The 14,595-nt window shown below is 70.8% G+C and carries 16 protein-coding genes; 12 read left to right on the top strand and 4 right to left on the bottom strand.

All coding sequences use genetic code 11. The features are described from left to right. Positions 1–293: 293 nt before the first annotated feature. The 4 genes from ACETWP_RS16730 to ilvA all read left to right on the top strand — a co-directional run bounded on the left by ACETWP_RS16730 (position 294) and on the right by ilvA (position 4,633). Complete coding sequence (locus ACETWP_RS16730; protein WP_373973414.1) at positions 294–1,118, top strand: Bax inhibitor-1/YccA family protein; 825 nt, start codon at positions 294–296, stop codon at positions 1,116–1,118. 100 nt (positions 1,119–1,218) lie between these two features. Beyond that, positions 1,219–2,151, top strand: coding sequence for an aldose 1-epimerase family protein (locus tag ACETWP_RS16725; RefSeq protein WP_373973412.1), 933 nt, complete (start codon positions 1,219–1,221; stop codon positions 2,149–2,151). Continuing rightward, positions 2,142–3,356 carry an AI-2E family transporter gene (locus ACETWP_RS16720; RefSeq protein ID WP_373973411.1) on the top strand — a complete coding sequence of 405 codons (1,215 nt, stop codon included), beginning with the start codon at positions 2,142–2,144 and terminating at the stop codon, positions 3,354–3,356. The genes ACETWP_RS16725 and ACETWP_RS16720 overlap by 10 nt, the downstream gene beginning before the upstream one ends. Before the next feature lie 23 nt (positions 3,357–3,379). Continuing rightward, positions 3,380–4,633: a threonine ammonia-lyase gene (gene ilvA / locus ACETWP_RS16715; protein ID WP_373973410.1), complete on the top strand. Its 1,254-nt coding sequence runs from the start codon at positions 3,380–3,382 to the stop codon at positions 4,631–4,633. 114 nt (positions 4,634–4,747) lie between these two features. Here the strand turns inward: ilvA and greA are convergent, their stop codons facing one another. After that, complete coding sequence (gene greA / locus ACETWP_RS16710; RefSeq protein ID WP_373973409.1) at positions 4,748–5,239, bottom strand: transcription elongation factor GreA; 492 nt, start codon at positions 5,237–5,239, stop codon at positions 4,748–4,750. 226 nt (positions 5,240–5,465) lie between these two features. Further along, positions 5,466–5,906, bottom strand: a complete 441-nt coding sequence (locus ACETWP_RS16705) for a DUF4307 domain-containing protein (RefSeq protein WP_373973408.1) — start codon at positions 5,904–5,906, stop codon at positions 5,466–5,468. Positions 5,907–5,981: 75 nt separating this feature from the next. On the opposite strand from ACETWP_RS16705, the gene mca reads away from it, so the two are divergent. Beyond that, positions 5,982–6,890: a mycothiol conjugate amidase Mca gene (gene mca, locus ACETWP_RS16700; protein ID WP_373973407.1), complete on the top strand. Its 909-nt coding sequence runs from the start codon at positions 5,982–5,984 to the stop codon at positions 6,888–6,890. A gap of 100 nt (positions 6,891–6,990) precedes the next feature. Further along, positions 6,991–7,287 carry a hypothetical protein gene (locus ACETWP_RS16695; RefSeq protein ID WP_373973406.1) on the top strand — a complete coding sequence of 99 codons (297 nt, stop codon included), beginning with the start codon at positions 6,991–6,993 and terminating at the stop codon, positions 7,285–7,287. 468 nt (positions 7,288–7,755) lie between these two features. On the opposite strand, the gene trhA is transcribed toward ACETWP_RS16695, so the two are convergent. After that, positions 7,756–8,424, bottom strand: coding sequence for a PAQR family membrane homeostasis protein TrhA (trhA, locus tag ACETWP_RS16690; protein WP_373973405.1), 669 nt, complete (start codon positions 8,422–8,424; stop codon positions 7,756–7,758). A gap of 273 nt (positions 8,425–8,697) precedes the next feature. Between trhA and ACETWP_RS16685 the strand changes: the two genes are divergently transcribed. After that, entirely contained in the window at positions 8,698–9,459 is a 762-nt protein-coding gene (locus ACETWP_RS16685; RefSeq protein WP_373973404.1) for an isoprenyl transferase, read from the top strand. A 440-nt stretch (positions 9,460–9,899) separates the two neighbouring features. After that, positions 9,900–11,192 carry an RNA 5'-3' helicase PhoH2 gene (phoH2, locus tag ACETWP_RS16680; protein ID WP_373973468.1) on the top strand — a complete coding sequence of 431 codons (1,293 nt, stop codon included), beginning with the start codon at positions 9,900–9,902 and terminating at the stop codon, positions 11,190–11,192. 89 nt (positions 11,193–11,281) lie between these two features. On the opposite strand, the gene ACETWP_RS16675 is transcribed toward phoH2, so the two are convergent. Then, positions 11,282–12,106, bottom strand: a complete 825-nt coding sequence (locus ACETWP_RS16675) for a hypothetical protein (RefSeq protein ID WP_373973403.1) — start codon at positions 12,104–12,106, stop codon at positions 11,282–11,284. Between the two features lie 58 nt (positions 12,107–12,164). Here ACETWP_RS16675 and ACETWP_RS16670 point away from each other — a divergent pair, with 58 nt between their 5' ends. The 4 genes from ACETWP_RS16670 to ACETWP_RS16655 all read left to right on the top strand — a co-directional run. Next, the gene (locus ACETWP_RS16670; protein ID WP_373973402.1) at positions 12,165–12,671 is read left to right on the top strand and encodes a prepilin peptidase; all 507 of its coding nucleotides are present in this window, start codon (positions 12,165–12,167) and stop codon (positions 12,669–12,671) included. A gap of 4 nt (positions 12,672–12,675) precedes the next feature. Beyond that, a complete protein-coding gene (locus ACETWP_RS16665; protein WP_373973401.1) occupies positions 12,676–13,146 on the top strand; it encodes an NUDIX hydrolase in 471 nt (156 codons plus the stop codon). Positions 13,147–13,327: 181 nt separating this feature from the next. Next, complete coding sequence (locus ACETWP_RS16660; protein ID WP_373973400.1) at positions 13,328–13,777, top strand: ferritin family protein; 450 nt, start codon at positions 13,328–13,330, stop codon at positions 13,775–13,777. Next, positions 13,774–14,595: family 1 encapsulin nanocompartment shell protein (locus tag ACETWP_RS16655; RefSeq protein ID WP_373973399.1), on the top strand; the 822-nt coding region annotated here is incomplete at its 3' end. The genes ACETWP_RS16660 and ACETWP_RS16655, both read left to right, overlap by 4 nt.

The following is a 14,595-nucleotide window of genomic DNA, read 5'->3' as shown; positions in this document are numbered from 1 at the left end:
GAGTTGGGACGGAGCCCGGGGTGGCGCGGGTTTGAAGCTGGCGGAGAGCGGTGCGACTGGGGCGCCGCGGGGGACGCACGGGCCGCCCGGCACGGGCGTCCGGCCACCGTCGCGCTTGTCAAACGACCGGTCCGCCTGCGGTCCGAGCGCCCGTCCGGCGGGCGCCGCGGACGCCGGGCACCGGCGGGCGGATGGTCACGTTTGCATGAGAAATGCCGAGGCGGGGATCATCTCGGGACTCCCGCGCGTTGGGACAGTAAGGTAAGACGCAACAACCACACGAGGAGACACCCATGGCAATCGGGGGAAATCCGGTCTTCAATTCGAAGTCCTTCCGCTCGCAGACCCAGCCCGGCTCCGCCGGGCCCGGCACCACCTTGGCCTATCCAGGCCAGCAGGCCGACATGAGCCCGCAGCAGCTGCAGGACCTCTACACCCAGCGGTCCGCCGGACCGGCCGAAACCGGCCGCATGACCTACGCCGACGTCATCAACAAGACGGTGTTCTCCTTCGGCCTGCTGCTCGTCGGCGCGTACGTCGGGTGGCAGCTGCCCGGCCTGATGCTTCCGGCCGTGCTCATCGGGCTGGTGCTGGGGCTCGTCAACAGCTTCAAGAAGGAGCCGTCGCCGGCGCTGATCCTGCTGTACGCGGCCGTCGAGGGCGTGTTCATTGGCGGGCTCTCCGGCGTGCTGGAGAGCATGTACCCGGGGATCGCCGTCCAGGCCGTGGCCGCGACGCTGAGCGTCTTCGCCGTGACCCTGGTGCTCTACCGCTCCGGAAAGTACCGGGCGACGCCGAAGATGACCAAGATGTTCATGATTGCGATGATCGGCTACCTGGTCTTCTCGCTCGTGAACTTCGGCATGATGATGTTCGGTGCGATCGAGGGCATGTTCGGGATGCGGAGCGGCTGGTTCGGCCTCGCGATCGGCGCGCTGGCGGTCCTCCTGGCGACCTACGCCCTGGTGCTCGACTTCACGTCCATCGAGCAGGGCGTCCGCAACGGTGCCCCGGAGAAGTACTCGTGGACCGCGGCCTTCGGCCTGACGGTGACCATGGTCTGGCTCTACGTCGAGATCCTGCGCATCATCGCGATCATCCGCGAGATGTCTCAGTAGCTGTCCACCGGTACCGAAACCGACGATGGCGGCGCCCGCACAGGGCGCCGCCATCGTCACGTATTCCGCGCGCGGCACGTCTTGGCGCTACCGTAAGTCCATGAGCGAGCACGAGCGGGGGAACCCCGCGACCACCGTGACCGGGCGCCAGTGGACCATCCGCAACGGGGGCGCCGAGGCCACCATCACGGAGTTGGCCGCCGCTTTGCGCGAATACCGGTGCGGCGGCACGCATCTCGCGGAGCCCTTCTCCGCCGACGAACTGCCGCCCTCCGGCTCCGGGATCCTGCTGGCGCCCTGGGCGAACCGCATTCGCGACGGCCGGTGGACGCTGGACGGACGGACCCAGCAACTCGACATCACCGAGCCCGCCCGCGGCAACGCCACGCACGGGCTCTTGCGGAACACGGGCTACGCCCCCGTGGCCGCGTCGGCCGCGTCGGTCACCCTGGCCGGAGAGATCTTCCCGCAGCACGGCTTCCCTTTCCGCATGACCCACACCGCCACGTACGCGCTCGACGGGGACGGGCACCTCGCGGTGACCCAGGACGTGGTGAACCACGGGCCGGGCCGCGCCCCCGCGGCCCTCGGGGCCCACCCCTACCTCCGGATCGGCGACGCGCCCGTGGAGGATCTCGTGCTCACCGTGCGCGCCGACCGCCACCTGGTGGCCGACTCCCAGAAGATCCCGACGTCCGAGGAGCCCGTCTCCGGCGACGTGGACTTCCGCTCCGGCCGGCGAGTCGGCGACGTCCGCGTCGATGTCGCGCTGACTGGCCTGCACGCGGACGACGACGGCCGCTACCGCCACACGCTTGAGGCCCCCGACGGCCGCCGGCTGGCGCTGTGGGCGGACGAGACATTCCCCTACGCGCATGTTTTCGTGACCGACACCTACCGCGGACGACCCCTCGTCGTCGCCGTCGAACCCATGACCGCCCCGGCGGACGCCTACAACAGCGGCGACGGACTGCGCTGGCTGGAGGCCGGGGAGCGGCTCACGGGAAGCTGGGGCATCCGGTCATGGCTCTGACCAAGTCCACCGGGAGCGGTGGCACCGACACCGATGTCCCGTACGGGGTGCGCATCGCCGCCGCCTGGTCCTGGCGCGTCGCCGCCATCCTGGTGACCACGGGGATCGTCGTTTGGCTGCTCTCGCACGTGTCGCTGCTGATCATTCCGCTGATGATCGCCGCGCTGCTGTCCGGGCTCCTGTCGCCGATCGTGGCCGCGCTGCGCCGCTGGCGCGTCCCGAACGGCCTCGCCACGGGCGGCACCGTGGTCGGCTTCATCGTGGTGGTCAGCGTCGCACTCTCGCTCGTCGGGCGCACCCTCGCGCGGGGCTTCGCCAGCCTGTGGGACTCGGCGCTGGCCGGCATCGCGCAGGTCCAGTCGTGGATGGCCACCGGGCCGCTGAAGATCACCAGCGAGGAGCTCGACGGATACATCGCCGACGCGCTGGACCAGTTGCAGTCCAACAGCTCCTCGATCGTCAGCGGAGCCCTGTCCGCCGGGTCGACGCTCGGCCACGCGGCCGCCGGGGCCCTGCTGGCGGTCTTCGCGCTGGTGTTCTTCCTGCTCGAGGGCAACCGCATCTGGACGTTCGTCGTCGGCCTCATGCCGCGCCGGGCGCGGGCCGCCACCGACGGGGCCGGACGCATGGGCTGGAACAGCCTGGTCAACTACGTCAGGGTCCAGCTCTTCGTGGCTTTCATCGACGCCGTGGGCATCGGGCTCGGGGCGTTCATCCTCGGCGTCCCGCTGGCGTTGCCGCTGAGCGTCCTGGTGTTCATCGGTTCCTTCATCCCGATCCTCGGCGCACTGTTCACGGGAGCGTTGGCCGTGCTCCTGGCCCTCGTGGCCAACGGGTGGGTGAATGCGCTCATCATGCTCGCCGTGGTGTTGGTGGTGCAGCAGGCCGAGTCGCACATCCTGCAGCCGCTGGTCATGGGCAAGGCGGTGAGCCTGCACCCGCTGGCCGTCGTCCTGGCCGTCGCCGGGGGCACGATGATCGCCGGCATCGCCGGCGCCCTTTTCGCGGTCCCGATCATGGCGATCGTGAACACGATGGTCCGGTACATCGGCGCGCGCGGCTGGGAGACCCCCGGCGTCGCGGCGGACGGGCCCGGGCCGCAGCCACCGCCGCTCCCGGCCGGCGCCCCGGCACCGGCGGACATCGACGGCGAGACCGGCCCCGCGGGACACCCCGCAGCGGCCCCGCACCGCCGACACCCGTGATCCCCCCTTCGAGAAAGCCCCCCATGGACACCCAGACCACATTGCCCGTCTCCCTCTCCGACGTCGAAGCGGCGGCGGACCTGCTCCGGGGCGTGATCGCGCGCACCCCGGTGGAACACTCCCGCGCGCTGGGCATGGTGACCGGCTCCGACGTCTACCTCAAGTGCGAGAACCTGCAGAAGGCCGGCTCCTTCAAGGTGCGCGGCGCGTACGTCCGCATGGCGCGGCTCACCGCCGAGGAGCGCGCGCGCGGCGTCGTCGCGGCCTCGGCCGGCAACCACGCGCAGGGCGTCGCGGTCGCCGCGGACCGGCTTGGCATCAAGGCCCGGATCTACATGCCGCTCGGCGTCGCCCTGCCGAAGCTGACCGCCACCAAGGACCACGGCGCGGAGGTCGTCCTGCACGGCCACAACGTCGACGAGGCGCTGGCCGAGGCCAAGCGCTACGCCGACGCCACGGGCGCCGTCTTCGTGCACCCCTTCGACAACGCGGACATCATCGCCGGGCAGGGGACGATCGGCCTGGAGCTGCTCGAACAGCTGCCCGACGTCGACACCGTGCTCATGGGCGTCGGCGGTGGCGGGCTGCTGGCGGGCGTGGCGGTCGCGATCAAGGCCAAGGCCCGCGAGCTCGGCCGGGACATCAAGGTGATCGGCGTGCAGGCGGAGAACGCGGCCGCGTATCCGCCGTCGCTGGCCGCCGACGCACTCGTCCCGCTGGAGAAGGTGTCCACGATCGCCGACGGCATCGCCGTGGGCCGCCCGGGACAGCTGCCGTTCCAGATCATCCGCGAGCTGGTCGACGACGTCGTCACCGTGAGCGAGGACGCCCTGGCGCGGGCGCTCGTGTTCCTTCTGGAGCGCTCGAAGCTGGTCGTCGAGCCCGCCGGCGCGGTGGGCGTCGCCGCGCTGCTCGAGGGCAAGCTCGCGGAGCTCGGCATCGAGTCGAAGACGACGGCCGTGATCCTCTCGGGCGGCAACATCGACCCGCTGCTCATGCTCAAGGTCATCCAGCGGGGCCTGTCCGTCGCCGGTCGCTACCTGACGGTGCGCATGATGCTCGACGACCGCGCCGGCGAGCTCGCCACCATCTCGCGCGTCATCGCCGAGTCCGACGCTAACGTCACCCGGGTGGACCACACGCGGGTCGGCGGCTCCCTCAGCATGGGGGACGTCGCCATCACGATCGACATGGAGACCAAGGGGCACCTGCACTCGGAGCAGGTCCTGAACAACCTCCGGGCCGAGGGGTTCCAACCCGTCGTCGTGCACCCGTAGGCGGATTCGCCGGGACGACGCGACGAGCGCGGCCGGAACGACGCACGACGGAAACGACGCGGGGCCGGCCACCGGTGACGGTGGCCGGCCCCGCGCGGGTCGGTGAAGCGGACGCTAGCCCTTGAAGGGCGTCGCGCCGGTGATCTCGACCGTGATTTCCTTGCCGTTCGGCGCCGTGTAGGACAGCGTGTCGCCGACCTTCTTGCCGTGCACGGCAGCGCCGATGGGGGAGCGCTCGCTGTAGACCTCCAGATCGGAGTCCCCGGCGACCTCGCGGCTGCCGAACAGGAACGTGGTCTTGTCGCCCGCGATCAGGGCCTCGACCAGCATGCCGGGCTCGACAACCCCATCGTCCGCGGGGGATTCCCCGACGTGCGCGCGCTGGAGCAGATCCTTGAGGTAGGAGATCCGCGCCTCCGCCTTGCCCTGCTCCTCCTTGGCGGCGTGGTAGCCACCGTTCTCCTTCAGGTCACCCTCGGAGCGCGCCTGCTCGATGCGGTCCACGATCTCGGCTCGGCCCGGTCCCTGCAGGTGCTCGAGCTCTACCTTGAGGCGGTCGAACGCCTCCTGGGTCAGCCAGACGACGGCTTCATTGTTGGTGGCCACGCACTTCTCCTTGTAGTGATGGGCCGGGCATCCGCCCGGCCGCAGACTGCAATGCCCCACAGGTATCCCTGTGCAAGCAAAGACCCCGCCGACGAGGTGATGAACCGCGGTCCTTCACTGATGATGGCGGGGTGGATCGTATTAGAGCCATTTTAGCCAGTTCCCAGAGGAAACCCCAACAGGAGACGCCGTTGGCGCGCCGGAGGCGAGGACGCGCGGCCCGGGATCAGAGGGTCCAGCAGTCCCCGACGCCGCCGGAGACCCCGAGGGACTCGGTGCGCAGCTCCACGGTCGAACGGATCTTCTCCCGGCCGCCTCCCTCGCCTGCCGGCAGCACGATGCTCTTCCACCCGACGACGGCGTAGCTTTCGCTCAGCACGCGGACCGAGCACTCGACGTCGTCGCCCGCGCTCTTCTCGACGTCGAAGGTGACGGTCGCGCGCGTGGGGGAGAGGATCTCGAAGGCGATGTCCTTCGAGGTCAGGGTCGCGGTGTTCCACCACGCGACGAGTGCCGACGCGGCGATCGCCAGCACCAGGCCCGCGGCGACGCCGGCAATGCGGGCCCTCTTGCCGAGGGCGCGCTTGGGGGTGCCGTAGCGATTGACTACGCTTGACCGTGGCGCCTCGCCCGACGTGTCGGCGGGCGCTGAATGGTGGGAACTCATCCCGTTCATTCTATGTCCTTCCGGGGTCGGCATCCGCCGGACCGGAAGCGGAGGGAGTCAGACCCAGTGGAAGAAATGCGCATCGTACCGATACCGCCGTCGGAGGGGCTGCGGCTCCTCGCCGTGCACGCCCATCCCGACGACGAATCGAGCAAGGGCGCGGCGATGATGGCCGCGTACGTGGCGGCCGGCGCCGAGGTGATGGTCGCGAGTTGCACCGGCGGTGAGCGCGGCGACATCCTGAACGCGGCCGCCGGCGAACTGGCGCACGCCCACCGTGATCTGGCCGGCCTGCGCCGCGAGGAGATGGCGGAGGCCGCCGCGGTGCTGGGCATCCAGCACCGGTGGATCGGATTCGTGGACTCCGGCCTCCCGGAGGGTGATCCGCTGCCCGACCTGCCGTCCGGGTGCTTCGCGCTGCAGCCGCTGGAACGAGCCGCGGCGCCGCTCGTGCGGCTGATCCGCGAGTTCCGGCCGCACGTCGTGACGACCTACGACGAGAACGGCGGCTACCCCCACCCGGACCACATCATGGCGCACCGCGTTGCCGTGGAGGCCTTCGAGGCCGCAGCCGACCCCGAGCGCTACCCGGGGCTGGGCGAGCCGTGGGCGGCGTCGAAGCTCTACTACGACCGCGCCTTCAGCCCCGACCGCTTCCGGACCCTGCACTACGGCATGGTCGAGGAAGGGCTGGAGTCGCCGTACGCCGAGCGTGTGGCGGCGTGGGAGGAGAACCCGGAGGGTGAGATGTTCGCCTGGGTCACGCACCATGGCACAACCACGCAGATCGCCTGCGCCGAGTTCTTCGGGCATCGGGACCGCGCGCTGCTGGCCCACCGCACGCAGATCGACCCGGAGGGCTTCTTCTTCGCCGTGCCGACCGACGTGTACGCCCGCCATTGGCCGTGGGAGGACTACACGCTGGCGACCTCCAGGGTGGAGACCACACTGCCGGAGTCGGACCTCTTCGCGGGCCTGCGCTGAGCCCGGCGTCCCGGGCCCGTCGGTGGCCCGGGGCCGCGGGGGGCCCTAGGATGGAAGGGTGCCGGCGCCGGCCGGCGAAACCGCAAGAAAGAGCCTCTCCGTGAACCTGTTGTACCAGATCGCCGCCTCCTCCAGCACGATGCCGTCCGTCCCCACCGGGGACGCGGCCCGCGCGATCGGTCCGGGATTCGCGGGCTTCGTGGCCACCGCCCTGCTGGTGATCGTGGTGATTTTCCTGATCCGCGACATGGTCCGCCGCATCCGCCGCGTCCGGTACACGGCCGAGACGGAGCAGCGCCAGCAGGACCTGGTCGAGCGCGGGCGCCTCATCCAGGGCGACGACGACTTCCCCCCCACGGCCGGCGATGCCGGCGCCGCCGGACGTCCGGGCGCCTAAGGCGCCCGGCACCGCCCCGGCGCGGGCCCGCTCCATCTGGCCGCAGACCGACGCAGCGGCGGCCCGTCCGGGATCTTCCGGTGGGTGGTGCGCCGTCTCGCACCCGCGGAATGATGGTCGATTGATCGACTAGTCGACGGAGTCCGCATGGGCCCGGAATCCGGGCGTGCCGACTTCGGCGTCGCCCCTGCCGGCTCTCACCGTCGCGGGCTCCAGGCCGGCGCCGTCCGGAGGCCGGTCGTGGACCGGCGACGGTTCGCCGCCCAACGGCCCACCTTCTGGCGCTCGCGGGACGGACATAGGTACGCTGATTCATGGCTGGAACCTCCAGACGTCCAAAGGTGGCTCTACCAGTCCATACCCGCCCGTCCCGGGCGGGAAGAACCAGCGGGACTGGCAATCCACGCCCTGCTTCGAACCCGGGGTTCCAGTCCTACGCCTGCGAACCGGCGCCACACCTCATATCGTCTAGCGGGCGCCGAGGACCGCGATCATGATGGCGATGTAGTGGCAGGTGAACGCGCCGACCGTGAACGCGTGGAACAACTCGTGGAATCCGAACCATTCCAGGTGGATGTTGGGGCGCTTCAGGGCGTAGAACACGGCACCCGCGATGTAGAGTGCGCCACCGGCGCAGATCAGGACCGCTGCGGGAACGCTGGCCGCGAAGAAGTCGCCGATGTAGAGCATGGCCGCGAGCCCCAGGGCGATGTAGACGGGGACATACAACCACCGGGGGGCATCGGTCCACAGTAGGCGGAAGAGCACGCCGAAGATCGCCCCGGTCCACACGAGGGACAGTAGCCAGACGGCCTTGTCCTGGGGGAGCAGCGCCCACGCGAGCGGAGTGTAGGAGCCGGCGATGACCAGCATGATGTTCGTGTGGTCGAGGCGCTTGAGAACCCGCTTCACCGGCGGCGACCAATTGCCGCGGTGGTAAACGGCGGACACCGTGAACAGGAGCAGCCCGGTCACCGCGTAGACGGCCGACGCCGCCTTGCCCCACGGCGCCGGCGCCAGGGCGATCAGGACGATGCCTGCGGCCAGCGCGAGGGGCGCCATCCCGGCGTGTATCCAGCCCCGCAGGTGCGGCTTGATGTCGTCGACCGGCGCGGCCTCGCGGCGCAGTGCTCCCATGGTTCGATTCTAAACTACGGGCCGGTAACGACGCTCCGCGCACGCCCCCGCAGGTTCCCCGCACGCTCCCCGCACGGAGGGCGAACCCCTCGTCCGGCTTGCCTTCCGGCGCGCCGTCGGGCCGCCGGCCCATGCCGGTGTCCGCCGAGGAGACGGCCAGCCCGGCGCCGCGGTGGCGTGGTCTTCGTCCGCCGGGCCCCCGAGCGGGTAGCGTTGGTCCTGCGGCGGCCCGCGGTGGGTGCGGCTGGCTGGGACAGGATCGGAGGACGCGAGGTGAGGCTGCCCGGATTGCTGTACCGGCTCTATGGCCGGGTCATCGCCAAGGACCTTCCGCCGGAAAAGCTCCCGCACCACATCGGGATGATGGTCGACGGGAACCGCCGCTGGGCGAAGCTGGCCGGTGCCCCGACGGCCCACGGACATCAGGCCGGTGCCGACAACATCATCGAGTTCCTCGGCTGGTGCGACGAGTTCGGGATCCGGACCGTGACGCTCTACATGCTCTCCACCGACAACATGAACCGCTCCAGCGACGAGCTGCAGCAGCTGATGGGCATCATCGCCAACATGCTGGACCGGCTGGGAGAGAAGCCGAACCTGCGGATCCAGCCCGTCGGCGCGCTGGAGCTCCTGCCCGAGTACCTCTCCGACAAGCTCTGCTCGCTGGGCGAGTCCACGAAGGACGCGACCGGCCTCCATGTAAACGTCGCGGTCGGCTACGGCGGGCGGCGCGAGATCGTCGACGCCGTCAAGGAGCTGCTCCGGGACGAGGGCAGGGCCGGCAAGTCCGCGGAGCAGATCGCCGACGAGCTCGACATCGAGGACGTCTCGCGCTACCTCTACACCCGCGGTCAGCCCGACCCGGACCTCGTCATCCGCACGTCGGGAGAGCAGCGGCTCTCGGGGTTCCTGACCTGGCAGAGCGCCTACAGCGAGTTCTACTTCTGCGAGGCGCTTTGGCCCGATTTCCGCAAGGTCGACTTCCTGCGCGCCCTTCGTGACTTCGCCGACCGACAGCGCAGGTTCGGCTCCTAGGCGCGCCCGACGGGCTCCGCCGTCGTGCCCGGTGCCGGGCCGGGCTCGCGCAGTGCTTTCGAGGCCGGCGCCGACCGGCGCGCTCCGCCGTCGTCCCCGGTCCCCGGCCGGACCCGCGCCGTTCATCCGGAATTAACGCGAATCGCCGGACGAAGGGCGTGGCGCCGTCGCCGCGCCGGGGTTAGTTTGGGGTCATCGGACGGCAACCGGGCCGTCCGGGCGGAAAGGCCACCCGTTGCGATCGATCCCGATCCCTGGGGAGGCCGGTAGCGGCCTCGCGGCCGGACCGGCTCACCCGCAGAGCTAGAGTCCTCGGGCGCAAGCCCAGGTTGGGAGTCATCGTGGCAGCAAACATCCCGTCCGCAACCCCGTCCGTCGAGGCCGCGGCCGCGTCAGAGGCGTCCACCGCCGGCTCGCCGGCGGCCGCGGACCGGAACGGCGTGGAAGAGAAGTCGTTCGTTCTGGACACCTCGGTGCTCATCGCCGATCCCCGGGCGGTGCTGCGGTTCGCCGAGCACGAGGTCATCCTGCCCCTCGTCGTCATCTCCGAGCTGGAGAAGAAACGCCACGACCCGGAGGTGGGGTACTTCGCCCGCAAGGCCCTGCGTCTGCTGGACGATTTGCGCCTCGAACACGGCGGCCTGGACCGCCCCCTGCCGCTGGGCGAGGCCGGGGGAACCCTGCGCATCGAACTCAACCACATCTCCACCGAGGTGCTCCCGGTCGGCTTCCGCGGTGGGGACAACGACTCGCGGATCCTCGCCGTCGCGAAGAACCTCAGCGACGAGGGCCGGGATGTGACCGTGGTGTCCAAGGACCTCCCGATGCGGGTCAAGGCCTCCGCGATGGGCCTGCAGGCCGACGAATACCGGAACGAACTGGTCAAGGACTCCGGGTGGACCGGCATGTCCGAGGTCGACGTGCCGGACGAGGACGTCGTCGCGCTCTACGGGAACGAGGCGGTCCTGATCGAGGCGGCCGCCGGCCTGCCGGTGAACACGGGACTGGTGATCCTGTCCAACCGCGGCTCGGCGCTGGGCCGCGTCGGCGGCGACGGGCTGGTGCGGTTGGTGAAGGGGGACCGCGACGTGTTCGGGCTCCATGGCCGCTCCGCGGAACAGCGGCTGGCGCTGGACCTGCTGATGGACCGGGAGGTCGGCATCGTCTCGCTCGGCGGCCGGGCCGGCACCGGCAAGTCGGCGCTGGCGCTCTGCGCGGGGCTCGAGGCCGTGATGGAGCGCGGAGAGCACAAGAAGGTGGTCGTGTTCCGGCCTCTCTATGCGGTCGGCGGGCAGGAATTGGGCTACCTGCCCGGTTCTGAGGGGGACAAGATGAACCCGTGGGCCCAGGCCGTCTTCGATACGCTCGGCGCCCTGATCAGCGCCAACGTGATGGACGAGATCGTGGACCGCGGCATGCTCGAGGTCCTGCCGCTAACCCACATCCGCGGCCGCTCGCTGCACGATTCCTTCGTGATCGTGGACGAGGCGCAGTCGCTGGAGAAGAACGTCCTGCTCACGGTCATGAGCCGCATCGGGCAGAATTCCAAGGTCGTGCTGACCCACGACGTGGCCCAGCGCGACAACCTCCGCGTCGGCCGGCACGACGGAATCGCCGCCGTCGTCGAGACGCTGAAGGGACACCCGCTCTTCGGGCACATCACGCTGACCCGCTCCGAGCGTTCGCCCATCGCCGCGCTGGTCACCGACATGCTGGAGGACGCGGGCCAATAGCCGGGCGCGCTCCGACGCTCCCCGGGTTGTGGGGGCCGTGGGCGGCGTGGAGGGCGCGTTTCCCGGGGAGCGTCGGAGAGTATGGACGGCTACGGGGCCTCGGGTGGGACGACCCACGGGATGTGGTCGCGCACGTCCGTGAGGTGCATGGAGTGCTCCACGAACAGGTCGTCGAGCATGTACTCGTCGACCCCGAGAATGCCCAGGTCGTGCCCGGCGCCCCGGTCCGCGCCGTCCAGCGCCTCGGAGTACACACACACGGCCGTCTGCAGGTCGATGCGCACCCGCGACCTCCCCGGACCGAGCAGCGGAAAGCCCTCCGCCGCGGGCCGGTAGGTCTGATTGGGCGACACGACCGCCTCCACGCAGGCGCGGCCCTCGTGCACCCCGTCGGCCAGCGCATGGATCTCGACGACGTTGGAGAACGGGAACTCGAGGGCGACGGGCGCGTTCCCCGCGAGTTCGACGGGGTCGAGCATGGCGGCCCAGCGCGGATCGGCGAAGACGGGGTCCCCGTAGGCGGCCTCGGGCCGACGGCGCACCAGCCCGTCGTCGTCGTACACGGGGGTGGTCAGCCGCGGCGGCAACAGCCACGACTTGCGGGTCGACGCGATGTAGAACGCGCCGCGCGAGTCGTTGATGCGCGTGGTGCTGAACAGGAGACGGCCCGCGGGATCCTCCACCCGCAGCGCGTCGGGCCGGCGCAGCCAGGCGCACACCCGGGGCACGGCCTCCGCTCCGGCCGCGGAACCCGGCGCGGCAAGTCCCCGCCGGGCCGCCGGAACACGCCACTCGACGTCGAAGCGGAGCGTCTCCCAGCGCCACGGCGAAGACCTGCACAACCGGCGGAAGCCGGCCGCCGCCACCGGGCCGACGTCGTCCGCGGGGACCGGCGGTGGCTTCCTGTGGACCATGCACACAGTCTAGACACCGTGCGACGCCGCGGCGGCGCGCGTGCAGTAGCGTGGAGCCATGATCGACGCCCTCGGCGAGTTGCGCGCCGCCCAGCCGTTGGCCGTCGTGCCGCTGGCCCTGGCCCTCTTCCTGTTCCTCGTCAACGGCGCCCGGCTGGCGTGGATCGACGCGCGCACCCATCTGCTGCCCAACCGCATCGTCTTCCCCTGGTATCCCGCGGCGTTCCTGCTGCTGGGGACCGCCGCCGCGGCCGCCGGCGACTGGGGGGCGCTGCTCCGCCTGACGCTGGCCGGCGTCGCGCTCTTCGCCTTCTACCTGGTCCTCCACCTGATCCAGCCGAACGGCATGGGCCTGGGCGACGTCAAGCTCGCCGGGATCCTCGGCATGTACCTGGGCTACCTGAGCTGGGAACACCTGCTGCTCGCCACACTCGTGACGTTCGTGCTCGGCGGGGTCTTTGGGGTTCTGATGATTGCCGCGCGGCGTGCCACGCGGAAGTCCTCCATCCCGTTCGGCCCGTTCATGATCCTCGGGTCGGGCGCGGCCCTGCTGGTCGCGGGGTAGCGGCGTGCCCGTCCCGGATTTCATCGTCGAGCTGCGCTCCAGGATCGGCACGGCTCCGCTGTGGCTGCCCGGCGTCAAGGCGGTCGTGGCACGCGACGACGGCGCCCTGCTCCTGGTGCGGCGGGCCGACAACGGCTTGTGGACCCTTCCCGCGGGGATCCTGGAACCGGGGGAGGAACCCGCCGCGGCGGCCGTGCGCGAAGTCCGCGAGGAGACGGCCGTGGACGCCGATGTCGTGCGGCTGGCGGGCGTGGGCACCACCGACCCGGTCACCTACCCCAATGGGGACCAGGCCCAGTACCTGGACATCGTGTTCGAATGCCGGTACGTCGCGGGGGAAGCCCGCGTGAACGACGATGAGAACACCGAGGTCGGCTGGTTCACGGACGGGGACCGGCCCGCGCTGCCGCCACAGCACGAGCGCGCCATCGCGTGGGCCCGTTCCGGGGAGCAGGCCGCCCGTTTCATCGGATGAGCCGCGGACCGGGCCCGCGCGCGGTCCCGCGGATCCGGGGGATCCAACCGGGCGGGCGCGGGCGACGTGCCGCGCAGAGGCATGGCGGAGACCCGTGTCGAGGGTCTAGTCTGGCGTCACGGACCACGCCATCCCGCCGCCGGGCCGCGAGCCGCCGGCGGCGCGTTCCGAAGGGGCGACCATGGGATTCGAGCAGTACCACGAGCCTCCGGCCGAACTCTCGGCCGAGACCCGGACCTTCGCGCGGATGTGCGCCAACCTGACGGAAGAGGCCGAGGCGATCGGCTGGTACCAGCAGCGGATATCCCTCGAGACCGATCCGGTCGCCCGTGCCATCATGGAGGACTCGCTCGGCGAGGAGTTCAAGCACTTCTGCATGGAGCTCGAATACCTCTTCCGCGCCAAGCCGCAGTGGGGTCGGACGGCGCGCGGCACGCTGTTCCAGGAAGGCGACATCGTCGTCAACGGCCGCGCGGCCGAGGAGGCCGCCGGGCCGGACGGCGGCCCGCCGTCCGGAACCGTGCCGTCCGGAAACTTGCCAGCGGGGGACGGCGCACCGCCGGTGGGCCCCCCGCCGCCCCCGGGCTCCGGATCCCTGGGGATCGGCTCGTTGAAGGGAAACGCGTCATGACCACCGACCACCTGCTCCGCGAACTCGCCCCGATCACCGGGGCGGGCTGGAAGCTCCTCGACGACGAGGCCCGCGCCCGCCTCACGACGACGCTCGGCGCCCGCAAGCTGGTCGACTTCGCCGGTCCGTTCGGCTGGGCCTACTCGGCCACCAACCTCGGGCGGGCGGAGCCGCTCGCGGGGCCGGACGGCGACGGGATCGTCTCGAGGCGGCGCCGCGTGCTGCCGCTGGCGGAGATGCGCGTGCACTTCACGCTCTCGCGCGACGAGCTGCTCGACGCCGAGCGGGGGGCCGCGGACGTCGACCTCGCGAACCTGGACACCGCCGCGGTCCTGATCGCCAGCGCGGAGAACCGGGCGGTGTTCCACGGCTGGCGTGAGGCGCACATCACGGGCATCACGCAGGCCACCTCCCTGCCGACGGTGCCGCGCGTGGAGGACTTCTCCGACTACCCCCAGCGCGTGGCCCGGGCGGTGAACCTGTTGCTGGAGGAGGGCATCTCGGGTCCGTTCGGTCTGGCGCTCGGCCCGGGGCACTACACGGCGGTCATGCAGTCCACCGAGCGCGGGGGCTACCTGCTCTCCGAACACCTGCGCCGCATCCTGGAGGGGCCCATCGTCTGGGCTCCCGGTGTCCGCGGCGCCGTCGTGATGAGCCTTCGCGGTGGCGATTTCCTCTTCGAATCCGGACAGGACCTGTCGATCGGGTACAGCCACCACGACGCCGACAACGTCCACCTCTATCTGGAGGAGACCTTCAGCTTCCGGGTGGCCACCCCCGAGGCGGCCGTGCACCTGACGTCGGGGGCGGAGGAGGCC

The sequence above is a fragment of the Arthrobacter halodurans genome (assembly GCF_041877255.1).
GTDB lineage: Bacteria > Actinomycetota > Actinomycetes > Actinomycetales > Micrococcaceae > Arthrobacter_N > Arthrobacter_N halodurans.
The sequence above is the reverse complement of the archived record's forward strand: the minus strand, read 5'-3'. Positions and strand labels throughout refer to the sequence as shown.